This is a genomic window from Cupriavidus lacunae (assembly GCF_003353055.1).
Lineage (GTDB): Bacteria > Pseudomonadota > Gammaproteobacteria > Burkholderiales > Burkholderiaceae > Cupriavidus > Cupriavidus lacunae.
The window spans coordinates 132209-152420 of sequence record NZ_QKWJ01000002.1 but is presented as its reverse complement, the minus strand read 5'-3'; the positions used below and the strand labels follow the sequence as shown (position 1 = coordinate 152420).

Here is a 20212-nt window from a genome sequence, read left to right as displayed (position 1 = left end):
TGGCGTGCGCTCAGGTGCGCGATTCACGCAGCAGATTCAGCGCCGACAACACCGGCCGGTCGGAATAGCTGAACAGCACGGCGTCTTCCAGCGCGCCGAGCTGCACCGGCGCCCAGGACGGCGCCACGAATACATCGCGCGGCTCGAACTGGAACTGCGCATCGCCGATACGCACCGTGCCGCGCCCTTCCACCACGCTGTACACAGTGGCGTCGGTGCTGCGGTAGGTCTTGCCCTGGAAGCCCGCCGGCAGGTACTGCATGAAGGTGGCGATGGTCGGCATCGGCCAGCCGCCGGTGGCCGGGTTGACGTAGCGCAGCTTGACGCCGTCCCAGGGGTCGAGCTCGCCGTTGCGATACAGCTGGTCCAGCGCCTCGCGCGAACGCGCATAGGGATAGCTGAAGACCGGCGAGGTGGGGTCGGTCACGCGGTGCCGCACCGGCACCATGTTGTGGCCGAAGCGCGCAAAGCTGTCGCCTTCGGCGCGGGTCACCGGCTGCTGGGATTCGGGGTAGTTCTCGGCAAACCCGGCGTCGAACTGCTGCACCAGCGGAATATCCAGTCCGTCCAGCCACACCACCGGCTCGCCGCCGTCTTCAACGCTGGGGTTGCCATGGTCATGCCAGGTCCACGACGGCGTGATGATGAAATCGCCGGGGTGCATGGTGGTGCGCTCGCCGTTGACCGCGGTCCAGGCGCCCTTGCCCTCCACGATAAAGCGCAGTGCCGACTGGGTGTGCCGGTGGCTGGGCGCGATCTCGCCCGGCAGGATCAGCTGCAGGCCGGCATAGAGCGTGGAGGTGATGCTGGACTTGCCGGGAATGCCCGGGTTCTCCAGCACCAGCACGCGGCGTACCGCTTCCTCGGCGCTGATGACGCTGCCGGCCTGCATCACCAGCGGGCGCAGCTGCTCGTACTTCCAGATGGCGGGAACGATCTGCGGCTGCGGTTGCGGCGGCACCAGCGCGTGCAGCGACTCCCACAACGGGGTCATGTGGCTGCGGCCGATCTCTTCGTAATAAGCCGCGCGGGCTGCGTCCGTTGCGTGTTGAGGGGCGTGTTCGGACATGCTGTCTCCGTAACTTTTTGACGGTGTCGCGGTGTTTGCACCGCTGATGTTGTCGTTATACGCTCCGTCCCTATAAGATAGGAAATGAAGATTTCATCTTATCGATACGATTTTTCATATAGGTAGACCTCGATGGACTGGACCCAAAGACTGCGGCTGCGCAACCTGCAAATGCTGCTGAGCCTGGCCGAGACCGGGAATATGAGCCAGTCGGCCGCACTGCTGAATACGACCCAGCCCGGGCTGTCCAAGTGGCTGAAAGACCTCGAGGACGATATCGGCCTGCCACTGTTCGAGCGCCAGGCGCGCGGCCTGCGCCCGACGCCCTACGGCGAGTCGCTGATCGAGCACGCACGGCGGATCGAGGCCCAGCTGGATACCGCGCGCGACGACCTGCAGGCCATGCGCGACGGCGGCAGCGGGCTCGTGGTGGTGGGGACGTCGGGCGCGTCGGCGGCGGATACCGTGCCCCTGGCGGCGTTGAATCTGCTGCAGCAGATGCCCCGCGCCAGCGTGCGGCTGGTGGAAACCACCATGGACCGGCTGATGAGCCAGTTGGCACACAGCGAGCTGGATATCGTGGTGGGTCGCTCGGCCCCCGAACTGCAGGACGCGCAGATGCGTACGGAATCGCTCTATATGGAGCCGATCCACTTCGTCGCCCGGCCCCGCCATCCGCTGCTGCAGGGCGCCGGCATCGGCTGGGATGACCTGTATCGCTACCGCTGGGTGGTATGGCCGCGCGGCACGCCAATCCGCAATGCGCTGGAGGGCGCGCTGGCCAGCGCCGAACGTGCGCTGCCGGCGGACTGCGTGGAAAGCAACTCCACGGTGCTGAACCTGACCTTGTTCAATAACAGCGACATGATCGGCCTGGCCTCGCACCGCACCGCGCGCCGGCTCGAAGAGCTAGGCGCGCTGCGCATCGTGCCGTTGCGGCTGGCGGGGTTCGGTTCGGTGTCGATGTACTGGCGTGAGGATGGCGTGTCGCGCGCGGCGGTGGCGGCGATGCTTGATTGCCTGCGGCGCGCTGCAGTGGGCGACGATTATGCAAGGCGTACCGAGACCGGCGCCATGCCTTAGCTGGCTTTGTGCACGATTCCGGGGGCAGGCCCGAGCATGGTGTTGCCCATGGCGAATTGCCCGGCTACGGGGGGATGGTTGATGCTTCAGTTGCCGCGCCTGGCGCATGCGCCAGGCGCGCACTGCAAACTTCCTCAGAACGAGCGCGGCAGGCCCAGCACGTGTTCCGCGACGAACGAGTAGATCAGGTTGGTCGAGATCGGCGCCACCTGGTACAGGCGCGTCTCGCGGAACTTGCGCTCGACGTCGTATTCGCAGGCGAAGCCGAAGCCGCCGTGGAACTGCAGGCAGGCGTTGCCGGCCTCCCAGCTGGCCTTGGCGGCCAGGTACTTGGCCATGTTGGCCTGGGCACCCATGGGCTCGTGCTTGTCGAACAGCTCACAGGCCTTCCAGCGCATCAGGTTGGCCGCTTCCAGCTCGATAAAGGTCTCGGCGATCGGGAACTGCACGCCCTGGTTCTGGCCGATGGGGCGGCCGAAGACTTCGCGTTCCTTGACGTACTTGGTCACACGGTCAATGAACCAGTAGCCGTCGCCGATGCACTCGGCCGCGATCAGCGTGCGCTCGGCGTTCAGGCCATCAAGGATGTACTTGAAGCCCTTGCCTTCTTCGCCGATCAGGTTTTCCTCGGGGATTTCCAGGTCCTCGAAGAACAGTTCATTGGTCTCGTGGTTGACCATATTGGGGATGGGGCGCACCGTCAGGCCCTTTTTCTGCGCCTCATGCAGGTCCACCATGAAGATGGACATCCCCTCGCTCTTCTTCTTCACATCGGCCAGCGGCGTGGTGCGCGCCAGCAGGATCATGAAGTCGCTGTGCTGCACGCGGCTGATCCAGACCTTCTGGCCGTTGATGACGTAGCGGCCGTCCTTCTTGACCGCTGAGGTCTTGATCCTGGTGGTGTCGGTGCCCGTGGTGGGCTCGGTCACGCCCATGGACTGCAGGCGCCATTGCCCGGAGGCAATCTTCGGCAGGTATTTTTCCTTCTGTGCCGTGGACCCGTGCCGCAGCAGCGTGCCCATGTTGTACATCTGGCCGTGGCAGGCGCCCGAGTTGCCGCCGCAGCGGTTGATCTCTTCCATGATCACCGAGGCCTCGGTCAGGCCCAGACCGGAGCCGCCGTATTCCTGCGGGATCAGGGCCGCGAGCCAGCCCGCCTCGGTCAGCGCATTGACGAAGGCCTCGGGATAGGCGCGCTGCTCATCCACCTTGCGGAAGTACTCGTCCGGAAACTCCGCGCAAAGCGAGCGGATGGCATCGCGGATTTCGTGGAAGTTGTTCGATTGGGTCTGTTCGATCATGGCGCTGGTCTGGCGTTCGGTCTGTGGCGGACGGCCGCCTCCTTTGTGATAGCCGCAATAGTCGCGGCGTTCGGCAAGTTGGACAATCAGCCTTTCCGAAAGCGCGCCTTCCACTGGCGTTAAGTCCCGGCGGATTCTGGCCGCCAGCGCCTTTCGCAATCGCCAAAGTCCACCATTGGCATTGTCAAATAGCGCAAACCCCGCGTTGGGGACATGCTCTGGGCGATCCGGCGCATGCGCCGCCTGCTTGCCGACTGACCGTTGCCCCGTGGACATGCACAACCTGGCTTCCCGACTGCAAACCCTGATCCGCCCCGGTGACCACCTCTGGTGGGGCCAGGCCACCGCCGAGCCGCTGACGCTGACGCGCGCGCTGGTGGAGCACCGCCACGCCATCGCCCGGGGAGGACGGCTCAGTGTCTTTGTTGGCATCGGCCAGTCCGACACTTTGCAGCCGGCCCAGGCCGACGTCATCGACTTCTTCGGCTACGCCGCCAGCGGCCCGCACCGGCAGCTGGCCAGGGCCGGCGTGCTGGACATCGTGCCCAGCCACTATTCGCACCTGCCAGGACTGATCCGCCAGGGCACGCTGCGCGCGGACGTGGTGCTGGTGCAAGTGTCGCCCGCCGACGAGCAGGGGCGCCACAGCCTGGGCCTGGTGCATGAGTACATTCCCGCGGCGCTGGACCGCGCCCGCGTCATCATCGCCGAGGTGAACCCGGAGGTGCCGTGGACCCACGGCAGCCGCTACCTCACCGCGGACGAGATCGACCTGCAGGTCGAGGCGCTGCACCCGCCCATCAGCCTGGAGCGCAGTGCGCCCGGCCCGGCCGAACTGGCCATTGCCCGCCACATTGCCGGCTGGGTGGAGGATGGCGCGACCCTGCAGATGGGGATCGGCAACCTCCCTGAGGCCGTGGTGGCGGCGCTGCATGACCGCCGCGACCTGGGGCTGCACAGCGGCGCGGTCGGCGACGGCATTGCGGCGCTGGCCGAGGCCGGTGTGCTGACTAACGCACGCAAGAGCATCGACGCGGGTGTCGGCATTGCCGGCATCCTGTTGGGCGGCGAGCGGCTGCGGCGCTGGGCCCACCGCAATCCGCAACTGCAGTTGCGCGAGACCGCCTATACCCATCACCCCGAGGTGCTCGCCAGCGTCGACAAGCTGACCGCGATCAATTCCGCCATCGAAGTCGACCTCACCGGCCAGGTGAATGCCGAAGTCGCCGCCGGCGTCTATGTCGGCGCCGTCGGCGGCGCGGCGGACTTTTTGCGTGGCGCCGCGCGCAGCCGCGGCGGCCTGCCCATCGTAGCCCTGCCGGCAACCGCCAAGGGCGCGAGCCGCATCGTGGCCCAGTTGTCCGGCCCCGTCAGCACATCGCGCGCGGACGCAGGCCTGATGGTCACCGAGCACGGCGTGGCCGACCTGCGCGGCCAGACGCTGTCGCAACGCGTGCGCCGCATGCTCGACATTGCCGCCCCCGAACACCGCGAGGACCTGGAGCGCCAGGCCCACGCCCTGCTGCGCCAGTGCGGCGCGGCCTTCGTCGCCCTGCCGGGGCACGCGTCGACCGACTGACTTATTTGCTCATCCCAACACAGAGTTCCAAGGAGACTTCCATGCGCAGAGCTGCAATCGTCACCCCCCTTCGCACGCCCGTCGGCACCTTCGGCGGCAGCCTGCGCCCGGTGTCGGTGGAGGAACTGGCCGCCACCGCCGTGCGCGCCGTGGTGGAACGCAGCGGCATCGACCCCGCGCGCATCGACGACGTGGTCTTTGCCCAGTCCTACGCCAACAGCGAAGTGCCCTGCGTGGGCCGCTGGGCCGCGCTGCAGGCGGGCCTGCCGGTCGAGGTGCCGGGCATGCAGCTGGACCGCCGCTGCGGCGGGGGCCTACAGGCCATCGTCACCGCGTCGATGATGGTGCAGAGCGGTGCCGCCGACGTGGTGATCGCGGGCGGCGTCGAGAGCATGAGCAATATCGAGTACTACACCACCGACATGCGCTGGGGCGCGCGCTCGGGCAATGTGCGCTTCTTCGACCGCCTCGACCGCGGCCGTGAACGTTCCCAGCCGGTCGAGCGCTTCGGCAAGATCTCCGGCATGATCGAAACCGCCGAGAACCTGGCACGCGACTACGGCATCAGCCGCGAGGAGGCCGATGCCTTCGCCGCCCGCAGCCACGCACGCGCCGCGGCAGCCTGGGAAGCCGGCACCTTCGATGCCGAGATCGTTCCCGTGCAGGTGCCCCAGCGCAAGGGCGATCCGGTGCGTTTCGCGCGCGACGAGGGTTTCCGCGCCGATACCACGCGCGAGAGCCTGGGCAAGCTGCGCACCCTGATGCCGAACGGCACCGTCACCGCCGGCAACGCCAGCCAGCAGAACGACGCGTCGGCCGCCTGCCTGATCGTGGCCGAGGACAAGCTGGCCGAACTGGGCCTCACTCCGATGGCCTCGCTGGTGGGCTGGGCCGCTGCCGGCTGCGAGCCCTCGCACATGGGCATCGGCCCGGTGCCCGCGGTGAAGAAGCTGCTGGCGCGCCTGAACCTGACGCTGGACCAGATGGACCTGGTCGAGCTGAACGAGGCCTTCGCCTGCCAGGTGCTGGCCGTGCTCAAGGGCTGGGACTGGCACGACCAGGACGCGATCGAGCAGAAGCTCAACGTGAACGGCTCGGGCATCTCGCTGGGCCATCCGATCGGCGCCACCGGCGTGCGCATCCTGGCCACGCTGCTGCACGAACTGCAGCGCCGCGGCGGCCGCTACGGCCTGGAAACCATGTGCATCGGCGGCGGCCAGGGCATCGCCGCAGTCTTTGAACGCTACTGAGCAAGCTTCGGGGCGTAACGCCTGACCCATGCACCCCCGCGCACCGCTGCCCGCCCCAGGACGGGCAGCTTGCCTTGACCGCCTGCCCTGACATGACAGATTCCACCGCTACGCAGACCGCCGGCCTGCCTCCTCCTTCGCCCCGCACCGGCGCCCTGAGCCACCTGCGGGTGCTCGATCTCTCGCGCGTGCTGGCGGGGCCGTGGTCCACCCAGAACCTGGCGGACATGGGCGCCGACGTGATCAAGATCGAAAAGCCCGGCGAAGGCGACGATACCCGCCACTGGGGCCCCCCGTTCCTGGCGGACGAGGCCGGCGCGCCGACCCGGCAAGCTTGCTATTTCACCGCCGCCAACCGCAACAAGCGCTCGGTCACCGTGGACATGGCCACCCCCGAGGGACAGGCGCTGATCCGCGAACTGGCCCGGCAGAGCGACGTGGTGGTGGAGAACTTCAAGACCGGTGGCCTCAAGCGCTACGGGCTGGACTATGACAGCCTGAGTGCGCTCAATCCGCGCCTGATCTATTGCTCGGTCACGGGCTTCGGCCACACCGGTCCTTATGCGGCGCGCCCCGGCTACGACCTGCTGATCCAGGCCATGAGCGGCCTGATGAGCATCACCGGCCACGCCGACGGCGAGCCCGGCGGCGGCCCGATGAAGGTAGGCGTCGCGGTGATCGACCTGTTCACCGGCATGTACGCGACCACCGCCATCCTGAGCGCGCTGGAAGCGCGCCACTTCACCGGGCGCGGCCAGCATATCGATATCGCCTTGCTGGATGTGGCAATGGCGGTGCTGGCCAACCAGGGTGCGGGCTTCCTGAACGCCGGCGACGTCCCCAGGCGCCAGGGGAATATCCACCCGAGCGTGGTGCCTTACCAGGACTTCCCCACGGCCGACGGCAATATGCTGCTGGCGATCGGCAACGACGGGCAGTTCGCGCGCTTCTGCGAAGCCGCGGGCGTGGATTGGGCGCGCGACGAGCGCTATGCGACCAACACCGGCCGCGTGAACAACCGGAAGACGCTGATCGCGATGATGATGGCGCTCACCCGCACCCGTTCCACGTCAGAATGGGTCGCGCTGCTCGAGGCCAATTCCGTGCCTTGCGGCCCCATCAACAATATCGCCCAGGCCTACGCCGACCCGCATGTGCAGCACCGCGGCCTGCGCATCGAACAGGAGCGCTACCCGGGAGCACAGGCGCCCACCGGCGAGTCTGTCAACCAGGTAGTCACCGCCGCCAGCCCGCTGCGCCTGTCGGAGACACCCCCGACGCTGCGCTATGCCCCGCCTGCGCTGGGCCAGCACACCGACGAGGTGCTGGGCGACTACCTGAAACTCAGCCCGCAGCAACTGGAGGCACTGCGCGCCAGGCGCGTGGTGTAGAGAGCCAGACTCTTTCGGCAGACAAGAAATCCGTCTTTGCCGATTACCGATTGCACCGTACACCGGGCACACATACACTGGCGCCATTTGGCTGGCGCCCCGCCCTGCCGAACGGCTTTTTCCAGCACAAGGATTCCCGCGAGATGCCACCGGACCGAGACACCACACCACGGATCAGCGACATCCCACGCCACTGGGCCACCCGGGCGCCCGGCCATGTGGCCGTCTTCGAGGAAGGCCGGACCACCACCTACGCGCAGCTGTGGGCGGGCATCGAGGATGCGCAGCGCTATCTGCAGTCGCAAGGGGTCGGCACCGGCGATCGCGTGCTGGTCACGGCGGAGAACTGCCTGGCGGTGATCACGCTGGTATTCGCCTTGTCGGAACTGGGCGCGTGGCCGGTGGTCGTCAACGCGCGCCTGTCCGAGCGGGAAATCGAGGTGATCCGGGCCCACTGCCAGCCGCGCCTGATGCTGTTCACCCACGCTGTGTCGCCCGATGCCCTGCGGCACGGCGTCCGCTACCGGGCCAGGGAGATTGCCCCGGCCGGTCTGGGCCCGCTGATGGCCGGCGCCGTCGACGAGGCCAGCGAGCGCGAGCCTGAAACGCTGGCGCGTGACATTGCCGCGCTGATCTACACCTCCGGCACCACCGGGCAGCCCAAGGGCGTGATGGTCACCCACCGGGGCCTGCTGCACTTTGCGCGCGTCACGGTAGAGTCCCGCCGCATGCAGGCAGACGACTGCGCCTATGCGGTGATGCCCATGTCGCATATCTTCGGGCTGGGCACGCTGCTGGTCTCGACCCTGCAGGCCGGCGCCAGCCTGTACCTGAGCGCCCGCTTCAATGCCGCCGACGTCACCGCGGCGATCCGGCAGGGTGCGATCACGCTGCTGCAGGGCGTGCCGACGATGTTCAACCGCATCCTCGCCCATGCGCGGGCAACGGGCGCGCCATTGGTGCCGTCGCCGCGGCTGCGCTATCTCTACACCGGCGGCGGGCCGCTTGACCCGACGCTCAAGCACGACGTCGAGGCGATGTTCGGCCAGCCGCTGCACCATGGCTACGGCATGACCGAATACGCGGGATCGCTGTTCGTGACCCGCATGGACCGGCCGCGCACCGATTGCTCGGCGGGCGAGATCGTCGAAGGCGCCGAGCTGCGGGTGGTCGGGCCGGAAGGCAAGCCCGTGCCGCAGGGCGAACCCGGCGAGCTATGGATCAGAGGCCCGGGCGTCATGCGCGGCTACTACCGCGCGCCGGACCTGAGCGCCGAGGCCCTGCGCCCCGGCGGCTGGCTCAATACCGGCGACATCGGCCGGCTGGGCCCCGACGGCGCGCTGTTTATCGTCGGACGCACCAAGGACCTGATCATCCGCTCGGGCTTCAACGTCTATCCGATCGAGGTCGAATCGGTCATCAACACGCATCCGTCCGTGCGCGTGTCCGCCGTCATCGGGCAGCCCACCGCGGACGGCAACGAGGAAGTGATCGCCTTTGTCGAAATCAAGGATGGCGAAAAGTTCGATGCGCCGGCGCTGCACGACTATCTGGTCGATCGCCTGTCGCCGTACAAGCGCCCCGAGCGGATCCTGCGCGTGGCCGCGATCCCGACGACGGCAAGCGGCAAGCTGCTCAAGCACCAGCTCCGGCTGATGCTCGCGGACCAGGCTTAGGCTGATGGGCGCCTTCAGTCCTGGCGCCCGAGGCCGTCCTCGACCAGCAGGTCCACCAGCTTGCGCGCGAACAGCGGCAAGGCGCCGAGGTCGGCCACGCATACCTGCAGCTTGCGCTCGGCCCACTCGTCGTTGAGCTGGACGATGCGCAGCGCCATCGTCTTCGCATGGCGGCTGGCGGTGGTTTCCGGCAACACGCCGACGCCGACATTGGCCTCGATCATCCGGCAGGCGGTCTCGAAGTTGCTGACCTGCACGCGCCAGCGCAGCGTGCGCTGCAGGTCGGCAGCGGCACGCATGAGGAAATTGTGGATTGCGCTTGCCTCCGGCAGGCCGATGAAGTCGTAGTCCAGCGTATCGATGAAATCCACGCTGTTGCGCTCGGCCAGCGGGTGGCTGAGCGCGGTGGCCAGCACCAGGCGGTCGCGCCGGTAGGGCATGACCTCGAGCCCCTTGGTGCGCACGTTGCCGGCGATGATGCCGATGTCCACCATCCCCTCCTGCACCGCGCGCACGATATCCGGGCTCAGCCGCTCGTGCATGTCGATGGTCACGTCCGGATGGCTGACAAGGTAGGTGCGCAGCACCGCGGGCAGGAATTCGCTCATCGCGGTGGTGTTGGCAAAGACGCGCACATGGCCTTTCACGCCCGCCGCATATTCCTGCAGATCGCCGCTCAGCTGCTCCAGCTGGCGCAGCACGCGGCGCGCGTGGGCAAGCAGGGTCTCCCCCGCCCCGGTCACCTTCACGCCCTGGCTGCTGCGGCTCAGCAGCTTGACGCCGACATGCTCCTCGAGGTTCTTGATGCGGGTGCTGGCCGCGGCCAGCGACAGGTGTGAGCGTTGTGCACCGCCGGTCAGGCTTTGGGCCTCCGCAATATGCGTGAACAGTTTCAGGTCGACCAGATCAAAGCGCATGACATCATTCCCCGGGCGTAAGGCGGGGATTATCTCCCAAAGCGCGGCGCCCAGTACACCCGGCGGGTGCGTTTTGCAGGCTGGAACCCCGGCGCACGCCCGCCGCGCTGTCAGGCGACCGAGCGCTGCCGCTGCGCGGGGCGAACCACCGCCAGCCGCCGGGCCGCCTCCAGCGATAAGCCGAAGCGGTCATAGAAAGCGCTATCCAGATCACTGTTGGCGGGCCACCCGACGATGCGCCGGGAGTCGCCAATGCGGGCGTCGCCGGCCATGACCTCGAACAGCAGCCGCATCAGCCGTTGCGTGCGGCACAGGTCGGTCAGCGCCGTGCCCTGCGAAAACAGCATGCGGCGCAGTTGCGCCGCGGACATGCCGAGTCTTTCCGCGATAAAGGCGGCATTCCAGGCGTAATGGGGTTGCAGGAAGACACGCTTGCAAATGCGGTGGTGCAGGCATTCCTGCTGCGCCGCGGGGATCATGCGCTGGATCGAGAGGGTGCACGCCGCCGGCTGCGCACTACTGCCATCGAGGTGCAGCGCAAAGGCTTCAAACGGCTCGATGGTGAGCTGCTGGCCGGGCAGCAGCACGCGCTCGTAGCCGCGTCGCCTGACCACCAGCCTGCCGTTGGCGGCGGAGACCGACAGCGGGAAGGCCAGCAACAGCTGCTGCAGGCTGACGTGCATGTGGGACTGCAGATGGACGTGCATGGTGGCTCGGGAAGCAGACGGGATCAAACTGCATGATCGCCGCTAATCGCTTTGCCCGCCTCTGGCATTTCCGAACGCACCGTTCACAGCCACCGCATGGCCGGCCGTGCGCGATGGCCTGCTGCACTGCCGGGTGCTTACTCCCTCTTCCACAAGCGGGAGAGGGGAGAAAACCGTCTGCATGGCGCCGCCTCAGACCAGCGGAAAGGTCTTCACCAGATGCTGGAGCAAGCTGTCAGCCACCGACGAAAGATGCCGGCCAGTCCGGGTAATGATGTGGATGCGGCTGTTGTTCAGGATGGGATTGGCCAGCGGCAACGACACCAGTTGCCGGAACTGGGGCTCCTTGAGCGGCGTCGAGCGCGCCGTCAGGATGTAGCCCAGCCCCATCGCTGCATATTCCCACAGCACCTTGAACGAATTGGTCACCAGCATCGGCTTCAGGGTGATGTGCTCGTCCAGTTCCGCGGCCTGCACATGCTTGCGCACGCCGAACGAACCGGCCAGGGCCGCGCCCTGGTGCTGCGCCAGGTCCGCCAGCGTCAGCGCGCGGCGCCGGCGCGCCAGCGGGTGGTCCTTGCGCACATGCACGCGGATAGGCGCCAGCCGCGAATAGTGCGAGCACAGGCGCACATCGTCGGGCGGCTCGAAGGCGAAGCCCATATGCGCCAGATCCTCCACGATATGCCGGACGGTCTCGTCGGTGCCAGCCACCTGGATGCTGCAGGTCACGTCGGGATGCTTGCGCAGGAAGCCCTGCAGCACGGACTCAAGCACCAGGTCGACGAAGCCTTCGCCAAAGACCAGTTCGACATGGCCGCGCTGGGCGTTCTTCAGGTTGTTCACCTCGGCCAGGAAGGTCTCGTTCAGGTCCTGCTGGCGCCGGGCAAACAGCGCCAGCAGGCGCCCCGCGTCCGTGGCGACCACGCCTCGTCCGCGGCGCTCCAGCAGGGTCAGTCCGGTGTCCTGCTCCAGCTTGGCCACGGCGCGGCTGACCGCCGACGGGTCCAGGTCAAGCACCTCGGCGGCGCCGCGCACTGATCCCGTCTCGATGATCTGCAGCAGGCACAGCGCCCGCTTGCGGTCCAGCACATCGTCCATGTCTTGCTCTCCCCAGGCCCCGGCACCGCCTCACAAACGGGCGGATGGCCGGATCTTCGCATTGTTGCAATTTATACAACGTTTTGCAGCAATCGTTGTCATGGCTTCGGCAGGGGCATATGTGGAGAATGCTGTGGACAACCACGCTCAGATACCGCCATGACCCAGGCCCTGCCCGCCAACTTGCGGCAAACCATCCAGACCCTGTCGCCGGAGTTCGTTGAGATCCGCCGGAAAATCCATGCGCATCCCGAACTGGCGTTTGAAGAGCGCCAGACCAGCGACCTCGTCGCCGGGCGGCTGGCGGCATGGGGCTATGCAGTGCATCGCGGCCTGGGCACCACCGGTGTCGTGGGCCAGCTCAGGAAAGGACAAGGCGGCAAGGCGCTGGGCATCCGCGCCGACATGGATGCGCTTCCCATCCAGGAAAAGACCGGCCTGGACTATGCCAGCACCATCGCCGGCAAGATGCACGCCTGCGGCCATGACGGGCACACGGCGATCCTGCTGTGTGCCGCCCGGTACCTGGCCGAGTCGGTCGAATTCAACGGCACGCTGAACCTGATCTTCCAGCCGGCCGAGGAGAACGAAGGCGGCGCGCTGCGCATGCTGGAGGACGGCCTGGTCGAGCGGTTTCCCTGCGACGAGATCTATGCGCTGCACAACTCCCCGGGGCTGCCGGTAGGCCAGATCGGGATCATCGCCGGCCCCGCCATGGCCTCGTTCGATCGCGCCACAGTCACGCTGCGCGGCCGCGGCGCCCATGGCGCCATGCCGCACCATGGCATCGACGTGATGCAGGGCGCGGCCAGTATGGTGCTGGGGCTGCAGTCCATCGTCAGCCGCGAGATCGACGCACTCAAGTCTGCCGTCATCACCGTAGGCGCCCTCCAGGCCGGCGCGACCTACAACGTGGTACCCGAAAGTGCAACCATCAAGATCGGCGTGCGCACGCTCGATGCGCAGGTGCGCACCCTGGTCGAAGAACGCATCAAGGAATTCGTCGCGGCCCAGGCCCAGAGCTTCCGGCTGCAATCCGAGATCGTCTATGAACGCAAATACCCGGTGCTGGTCAACCACGACGCGCAGACCGAATTCGCCCGCCAGGCCGCGATCCGGCTGGTGGGCGCGGACAACGTGGTTGAGCGCGCGCCGGTGATGGGCAGCGAGGATTTCGCCTACATGCTGGAGCACCGGCCCGGCGCCTACATCCGCCTCGGCAATGGCCTGGGCGAGGACGGTGGCTGCATGGTCCACAACCCACTGTACGACTTCAACGACAAGGCCCTGCCAGTCGGCGCCGCCTTCTGGGCGCATCTGGCGCAAAGCTATCTGGCCTGAAAAAAAACATTCCCGGAGACTTCCACCATGGCTTCACTGAACCGCCGCCGCTTCCTGCAATATGCTGGCTTTGCCGCCGGCTCCTCCATACTGGCCGGCCTGCCGGCCCTTGCCGCGGACGCCTTTCCCAACAAGACCCTGTCGCTGGTGGTGCCCTACCCCGCCGGCGGCGCCAGCGACGCCTCGGCCCGCATTTTCGGCGAATCCATCAGCAAGAGCGTCAGGCAGCAGGTGGTGGTGGAGAACTACGGCGGCGGTACCGGGCTGATCGGCGCCAACAAGGTGCTGGCCGCGCCGGCCGACGGCTACACCTTCTTCCATGGTTCCATCAACGAGGTCTTCCTGGCGCCGATGCTGAACCCGGCGGCACGCTACAAGCCGCAGGACTTCCTGCTGGCCGCGCCCATCAGCGACGCCAACATCGTGCTGATGGTCCGTAACGGCATCGCCGTGGATAGCCTGGACAAGTTCATCGAGTACGCCAGGCAAAGCAAGGGCAAGCCGCTGACCTACGCCACAGTCGGCATCGACTCCATCTATCACCTGATGGGCGATGCGCTGGGCACGCGGCTGGGCGTGCCGTTCCTGCATGTGCCGTACAAGGGCGGCGCACCGGCGCTGCAGGGCCTGGCCGGTGGCGAGGTGGATTTTGCCATCCTGCCCTACCAGTCCAGCTACGACAGCATGCAGCAGCAGGGCCGGCTGAAGATCCTGACCAGCTTCTCCAGGGCGCTGCCGCCGGCGCTCAAGCAGATTCCGCTGATCTCGCAAAGCCGGCTGGTGCCGGACTTCGAGTACACCATCAGCGGTGGTTACTTCGTCAGGCAAGGCACCCCGGCAGACCGCGTGGCGGTGCTGCGAAAGGCGATCGGCGAAGCCCTGGCCAAGCCCGATATCCGGGCCAGGCTGGAGGCCGAGGGGCGCACGGTCGGACAGCCGATCGACAGCCAGGAACAGGCGAACCGCGTGTACGACCAGTACATGGCGCGCGTCACGAAGCTCATCCATAGCGTAGGCCGCAAGACCAACGCGTCCTGACATGCGCCAGAGCCCCTGGCGCTGCGGCGCAACCGCAGCGCCGGGCTTCCGGTCCGGTCAGTCAGCCGCCCAACTCCTGGAAGGCGTGCCCGTTGGCCTCCAGCCCCTTCAAGGCACCGGCTGGCACCTCGCTCTCGGCGACCGTGCCTTCGAGCTGCCACGCCTTGGCGTCCGCCAGGTCGGGCAGTCCCGCGCCCTTGCGCACATAGAGCCCCAGCGTCGGTTTCTGCAGATTGATGTAGAAGTCGAACTCCTGCATTTGCGTACCTCCCACGATCGGCGTGATTGCGCCTGGCCTGGTCAGGCGCTGGCGTCTCCGGCAGCGACGGTGCTGTCCGCCTTCTTCGACGGAGCACTCCTGGCGGCCGCTTTACCTGCCTTCGGCTTCTTGACGGCTTCCAGCCTCTTGAAGACCACCTCGCCGCTGTCCTTGTCGTAGCCCAGTTCGACGCTGTCGCCCGACTTCAGCTTGTCGCCCAGCATCTCCTTGGCCAGCCGGGTCTCCACCGCCTGGCGGATCTGGCGCCGCAGTTCGCGCGCGCCGAACTCGGGCTGGTAGCCCACCTCGACCAGGTGATCGACCAGCGCATCGTCGAACTTGATGGTGATGTCCTGCGCGGCGGCGGTGCGCACCACCCGGTCGAGCTGGATCTGCACGATCGCGCGGATATTCTCGCGCGAGAGCGCATGGAACACGATGATGTCGTCGATGCGATTGAGGAGCTCGGGCCGGAAGTGTCCTTTCAGCACCTTCATCAGCGCCTCGCGCAAGTCCTTGTCGGTCATGCGCTTGCCCTCGGGCTTCTCGAGGTTCTCCATGATGATGGGCGCGCCCAGGTTGCTGGTGGCGATGATGACGGTGTTGCTGAAATCGACCACGCGGCCCTTGCCGTCGGTCAGGCGGCCGTCGTCGAACACCTGCAGCAGCACGTTGTACACGTCCGGGTGGGCCTTCTCGATCTCGTCGAGCAGGATCACGCTGTAGGGCTTGCGGCGCACCCGCTCGGTCAACTGGCCGCCCTCGTCGTAGCCGACATAGCCCGGTGGCGCGCCGATCAGCCGCGCCACCGCATGGCGCTCCATATACTCGGACATGTCGATGCGGATGATGGCCTGCTCGTCGCCAAACACGGTTTCCGCCAGCGCCTTGGCCAGCTCGGTCTTGCCCACGCCTGTCGGCCCGAGAAACAGGAAGGTCGCGATCGGGCGATGCGCCTGGCCCAGCCCCGCGCGCGACAGGCGCACCGCGTCGCTGACCGCGACCACCGCGTCTTCCTGCCCCACCACGCGCTCGCGCAGCCGCTCTTCCATCTTCAGCAGCTTCTGCCGCTCTTCCTGGGTCAGGTCGGTCACCGGGATGCCGGTCAGACGCGACACCACCTCGGCGATGGCCGCGACCGTCACCTCGAGCGTCTCCGAACCGGTCTTGCGTTGCCAGGCCTCGGTCAGCTCGTCGAGCCGCTTCTGCTTGTCGCCGATGCGGTCCTCGAAGGCCTTGGCTTCGTCAAAGCGCTTGCGCGACGAAGCATAGTCCTGCTCGCGCTTGAGCTGGGCGATCTCCGCCTCCAGCTCCTGGATTCCAGCGGGACGCGAGGTGGAGCCGATGCGCACGCGCGCCGCGGCCTGGTCGATCAGGTCGATGGCCTTGTCCGGCAGGAAGCGCGAGGTAATGTAGCGGTCCGACATTTCTGCGGCGGCAACAAAGGCGTCGTCCGCAAACGTGACCTGGTGGTGGGCCTCCAGCTTGTCGCGCAGGCCGCGCAGGATGACGATGGTCTGCTCGACGGTCGGCTCCGGCACCAGCACCGGCTGGAAGCGCCGCTCCAGCGCCGCGTCTTTCTCGATGTACTTCTGGTATTCATTCAGCGTGGTGGCGCCGATCAGGCTCAGCTCGCCGCGCGCCAGCGCGGGCTTGAGCACGTTGGCGATATCGAGCCCGCCCTCGCCGCCGCCCTGCCCTGCGCCGACGATGGTGTGCAGTTCATCGATAAACAGGATCAGCTCGTCATTCTTGGCTGTCACCTCATCGATCAGCTGCTTGGCGCGCTCTTCAAACTCGCCGCGGTACTTCGCGCCGGCCACCATCGAGTTGATGTTCACCTCCACCAGGCGCTTGCCGCGCAGCACCTCCGGCACGTCGCCGTTGACGATGCGCTGCGCCAGGCCTTCCACGATGGCGGTCTTGCCCACGCCCGGCTCGCCGATCAGCACCGGGTTGTTCTTCTTGCGCCGCGCCAGCACTTCGATCGTGCTCTCGATCTCCTGCGCGCGGCCCAGCACCGGATCGAGCTTGCCCTGGCGCGCGATCGCGGTCAGGTCGCGTCCGAACTTGTCCAGCGTCGGCGTGCCGGTGGGCGTATCGACGCGGCCATCCTCGGCGCCCTTCCCGACCACCTTCACTACCTTCTGGCGCAGCGCCTCCGGGGTGATCCCATACTTCTTGAGCAGCGTCCCGGCAATACTGTCCGGCACCGAGGCCAGTCCGATCAGCAGGTGCTCGGGTCCCACGTAAGAATGCCCCAGATCGCGCGAGGCCTGGAAGGCATACTGGAACGCCTTCTTCAGCCGCGGCGAGATCGTCATCCGGTCAATGGCCGCGTCGGGCTCTGCGGTACCGGTCTGCGCGTGTTCGTCGATATATCCCTGGATGTCCTGCGGCGAGAGCTTGAGCTCCTTGAGCAGCGCCGTGCAGACATCGGTATCGGCCAGCACGTATAGCAGATGCTCGGTGTCGAGTTCATTGCGCCGCAACTCGTGGGCCTTTTCCGCGGCGCGCTGCAGCAGCTCCATGGTCTGCTCGCTGAACGCATCGGTGGGGTCGACGGATTCGCGCGGGACTTCGGCAGAGAATCCCGGGTGCTCGTCGTCATCCATCCCGCCGCCCATTCCCCGGAAGAAGCGGGACAGGCCGCCACCGCCAAGCAAGGAATCGAACGGGTTGAGCATGTCCTGGTGGCGCAACAACTGGCGATAGTCGTAGTCGCAGATCGACATCGTCTTGCGCTCGCCGTCCTGGACCACGGTCACCCGCGCCACGGCGGGACGTGCGTTGCAGATTTCACAAAGGGTCGGCATGATGGACTTTCCTCCACAGGTAGGTCGCATTGCGTCAACGGAGGGCCGTTGCGCGCGGGCAGGGCCGCGCGCAACGGCGCTTGAACCCGGGCATGAGCCGTGCTTACGTGATGGTGGGGTGGCCTGCCATTACGTCACCTCCGAACGCACCACGCGCACGGGCACCGACTTGTAGGACGGCGTGCCGCTGTCCTCGTCGATATAGTCGAGCGGCACCAGCTTGTTTGCCTCCGGATAGTAGGCGGCGACGGAGCCCGGCGCAATTTCATATTCGATCGCTGTGATCTTCTCGAAACGCAGCTGCCGGCCCGCCGCGATGGTCTCGATGTCGACCAGGTCGCCATGCTCCAGTCCCCGCGCGGCCAGGTCGGCCTCATTCATGAACAGCACGTCGCGCCGCCCGAACACGCCGCGATAGCGGTCGTCCATGGCATAGATGGTGGTGTTGTACTGGTCATGGCTGCGGATCGTCACCAGCCGCAGGACATCGTCGGCATGGACCTGCTTGTCTTCGTGCAGCCCCTTGAACACGTAGAACTCGGCCTTGCCCGACGGCGTTTCCCATTTGCGCTCGGTTGGCGGCAAGGGCATGCGGAATCCGCCAGGCACCCGCACGCGCGTGTTGAAATCCTCGAAGCCAGGCACGGTCTTTTCGATCAGGTCGCGGATCCTGTCGTAGTCAGCAACCAGCTCCAGCCATGGCACCTTGCTGTCAGGCAGGGTCGCGGTCGCCATGCCCGCCACGATGGCCGGCTCGGAGCGCAGGAACTCCGACGCCGGCGCGAGCTTGCCGGCCGAGGCATGCACCATCGACATCGAATCCTCCACCGTCACCGATTGCGGCCCGGTCTCCTGCACATCGAGTTCGGTGCGGCCCAGGCAAGGCAGCACAAAGGTCTCTTTGGCCACCAACAGGTGCGTGCGATTGAGCTTGGTCCCGATGTGGACGCTCAGGTCGAGCTTGCCCATGGCGGGGAAGCACTGGTCGGGATCGGGCAAGGCGACCGCGAAGTTCCCCCCAAGGCAGATCAGGGCCTTGGACTTGCCATCGATCATCGCCTGCATCGCGTTGACGGCATCGTGCCCGTGTCCGTTGGGCGGGCTGAAACCGAAGGTATCCTCGATCCGCTGCAGGAAGCCTGCCGACGGCTTCTCGGTGATGCCGACGGTCCGGTTCCCCTGCACATTGGAGTGGCCGCGCAAGGGGCAGATACCGGCGCCGGGCTTGCCGAAGTTGCCGCGCAGCATCAGCAGGTCGCACAGCAGGCGGACATTGGCCGTGCCTTCGTTGTGCTGGGTCACACCCATGCCGTAGGTGACGATGGTGGCATTCGACTTCGCATAGGCCGCCGCGACCAGTTCCAGGTCAGCGCGGCTGAGGCCGCTGGTCTTTTCGATATCCGCCCATTCGGTCGCCTTCAGGTCTTCGGCCAGCGCCTCAAAACCCTCGGTGTGGACCGAGATGAAGTCATGGTCCAGCACATTGCCCTGGCTGGCTTCCAGATCCAGCAGCGCCTTCATCACCCCCTTGATGGCGGCGGCGTCGCCGCCGGCGCGGACCAGGAAGTAGGACGACGCGATCCGGGTAGAACCATAGGTGGCCATCTCCACCATGTTCTGCGGATCCGCAAAGCGCTCGAGCGCCCGTTCGCGCAGCGGGTTGAACACCAGGATCGGCACCTTGCGGCGCGACGCCTCATGCAGTGTCCCCATCATCCGCGGGTGGTTGGTGCCGGGGTTGTGGCCGATCGAGATAATCAGCTCGCAGGCATCGAAATCGTCCAGCGACACCGTGCCCTTGCCGATGCCGATCGAGCGCGGCAAGCCCACGCTGGTGGGCTCGTGGCACATGTTCGAGCAATCGGGGAAGTTGTTCGTGCCATATTCCCGCGCGAACAGCTGGTACAGGTACGCAGCCTCGTTGGAAGCCCTGCCCGAGCTATAGAACTCGACCTGCTCCGGCGACAGCCCGCGCAGGATCTCGCCGATGCGGGCAAACGCCGCCTCCCACTCCACTGCGCGGAACGCATCCGTAGCGCGGTCGTAGACCAGCGGATGTGTCAGCCGGCCGAAGTCCTCCAGCTCATAGTCGGTCCGGCTCAACAGCGACGACACGTTGTTGGCCGCAAAGAACTCGGGCGGCACGCGCTTCGTGGTGGCCTCCCAGGTCACCGCCTTGGCGCCGTTCTCGCAGAACTGGAAGGTCGACCTGTGCTCCTTGTCGGGCCATGCGCACCCCGGGCAATCGAAGCCATCGGGCTGGTTGGTCCGCATCAGCGTGATCGGCGCCCTGACCGTATCCATCTGCGTCCGGATCGCCGTGGCGGTTGCCTTCAGCGCGCCCCAGCCCCCGGCGGGACCATCGTACTGTCGAATGCCGGGCACTTCGCGTCGTTTGGCCATGTTTGCTCCTTGGACCGCTCCAGGCTTTCTGGAAACGGCGATGCGGTTAATCACGCGTGTCAACACTTGCTGCTGGTTTGCTCCCCTCTCCTGCGCGGGAGGGGAGAGCAAGAGGCATGCCCATGACCGATTCCTTTTGCAGTCAGGCACCGCAGGGCCCGGCCTGGGCTGTGGGTCGCGGTAATGGACAAGATGTCCATGCGTAAGCCCGGCCGGCGGGTCAATCTGTCCATCCTGGACCTTCGACAGACGCGCTGAATCTGCTCACCTTCATCAGCAAG

At 66.6% G+C, this 20212-nt stretch carries 15 protein-coding genes; 7 read left to right on the top strand and 8 right to left on the bottom strand.

Features of this window, described 5'->3' with window-relative positions; genetic code table 11:
* Positions 1 to 10 precede the first annotated feature (10 nt).
* Positions 11 to 994 carry a gentisate 1,2-dioxygenase gene (gene gtdA, locus DN412_RS02665; protein WP_425267393.1) on the bottom strand — a complete coding sequence of 328 codons (984 nt, stop codon included), beginning with the start codon at positions 992 to 994 and terminating at the stop codon, positions 11 to 13.
* 207 nt (positions 995 to 1201) lie between these two features.
* On the opposite strand from gtdA, the gene DN412_RS02660 reads away from it, so the two are divergent.
* Positions 1202 to 2152, top strand: a complete 951-nt coding sequence (locus DN412_RS02660) for a LysR family transcriptional regulator (RefSeq protein ID WP_115013094.1) — start codon at positions 1202 to 1204, stop codon at positions 2150 to 2152.
* 134 nt (positions 2153 to 2286) lie between these two features.
* Here DN412_RS02660 and DN412_RS02655 read toward each other — a convergent pair whose 3' ends face one another.
* Entirely contained in the window at positions 2287 to 3453 is a 1167-nt protein-coding gene (locus tag DN412_RS02655; protein ID WP_115013233.1) for an acyl-CoA dehydrogenase family protein, read from the bottom strand.
* Between the two features lie 274 nt (positions 3454 to 3727).
* On the opposite strand from DN412_RS02655, the gene DN412_RS02650 reads away from it, so the two are divergent.
* The 4 genes from DN412_RS02650 to DN412_RS02635 all read left to right on the top strand — a co-directional run bounded on the left by DN412_RS02650 (position 3728) and on the right by DN412_RS02635 (position 9349).
* Positions 3728 to 5032, top strand: a complete 1305-nt coding sequence (locus DN412_RS02650) for an acetyl-CoA hydrolase/transferase family protein (protein WP_115013093.1) — start codon at positions 3728 to 3730, stop codon at positions 5030 to 5032.
* 41 nt (positions 5033 to 5073) lie between these two features.
* Entirely contained in the window at positions 5074 to 6282 is a 1209-nt protein-coding gene (locus DN412_RS02645) for an acetyl-CoA C-acetyltransferase (RefSeq protein WP_115013092.1), read from the top strand.
* 92 nt (positions 6283 to 6374) lie between these two features.
* Positions 6375 to 7673, top strand: coding sequence for a CaiB/BaiF CoA transferase family protein (locus tag DN412_RS02640; protein ID WP_115013091.1), 1299 nt, complete (start codon positions 6375 to 6377; stop codon positions 7671 to 7673).
* Between the two features lie 143 nt (positions 7674 to 7816).
* Positions 7817 to 9349, top strand: a complete 1533-nt coding sequence (locus DN412_RS02635; protein ID WP_115013232.1) for a class I adenylate-forming enzyme family protein — start codon at positions 7817 to 7819, stop codon at positions 9347 to 9349.
* A gap of 14 nt (positions 9350 to 9363) precedes the next feature.
* Here the strand turns inward: DN412_RS02635 and DN412_RS02630 are convergent, their stop codons facing one another.
* The 3 genes from DN412_RS02630 to DN412_RS02620 all read right to left on the bottom strand — a co-directional run bounded on the left by DN412_RS02630 (position 9364) and on the right by DN412_RS02620 (position 12074).
* Positions 9364 to 10266, bottom strand: coding sequence for a LysR family transcriptional regulator (locus DN412_RS02630; protein ID WP_115013090.1), 903 nt, complete (start codon positions 10264 to 10266; stop codon positions 9364 to 9366).
* 110 nt (positions 10267 to 10376) lie between these two features.
* Positions 10377 to 10973, bottom strand: a complete 597-nt coding sequence (locus tag DN412_RS02625) for an AraC family transcriptional regulator (RefSeq protein ID WP_115013089.1) — start codon at positions 10971 to 10973, stop codon at positions 10377 to 10379.
* A gap of 192 nt (positions 10974 to 11165) precedes the next feature.
* Positions 11166 to 12074, bottom strand: coding sequence for a LysR family transcriptional regulator (locus DN412_RS02620; protein ID WP_115013088.1), 909 nt, complete (start codon positions 12072 to 12074; stop codon positions 11166 to 11168).
* 159 nt (positions 12075 to 12233) lie between these two features.
* Between DN412_RS02620 and DN412_RS02615 the strand changes: the two genes are divergently transcribed.
* Together DN412_RS02615 and DN412_RS02610 are read left to right on the top strand one after the other, a co-directional pair.
* Positions 12234 to 13415, top strand: a complete 1182-nt coding sequence (locus DN412_RS02615) for a M20 aminoacylase family protein (protein WP_115013087.1) — start codon at positions 12234 to 12236, stop codon at positions 13413 to 13415.
* Positions 13416 to 13442: 27 nt separating this feature from the next.
* Positions 13443 to 14453, top strand: coding sequence for a Bug family tripartite tricarboxylate transporter substrate binding protein (locus DN412_RS02610; RefSeq protein WP_115013086.1), 1011 nt, complete (start codon positions 13443 to 13445; stop codon positions 14451 to 14453).
* A gap of 61 nt (positions 14454 to 14514) precedes the next feature.
* On the opposite strand, the gene DN412_RS02605 is transcribed toward DN412_RS02610, so the two are convergent.
* The 3 genes from DN412_RS02605 to DN412_RS02595 all read right to left on the bottom strand — a co-directional run bounded on the left by DN412_RS02605 (position 14515) and on the right by DN412_RS02595 (position 19931).
* Entirely contained in the window at positions 14515 to 14712 is a 198-nt protein-coding gene (locus tag DN412_RS02605; RefSeq protein ID WP_115013085.1) for a hypothetical protein, read from the bottom strand.
* Positions 14713 to 14753: 41 nt separating this feature from the next.
* Entirely contained in the window at positions 14754 to 17528 is a 2775-nt protein-coding gene (locus DN412_RS02600) for an ATP-dependent Clp protease ATP-binding subunit (protein WP_115013084.1), read from the bottom strand.
* Positions 17529 to 17657: 129 nt separating this feature from the next.
* Positions 17658 to 19931, bottom strand: coding sequence for an FdhF/YdeP family oxidoreductase (locus DN412_RS02595; RefSeq protein WP_115013083.1), 2274 nt, complete (start codon positions 19929 to 19931; stop codon positions 17658 to 17660).
* Positions 19932 to 20212 lie beyond the last annotated feature (281 nt).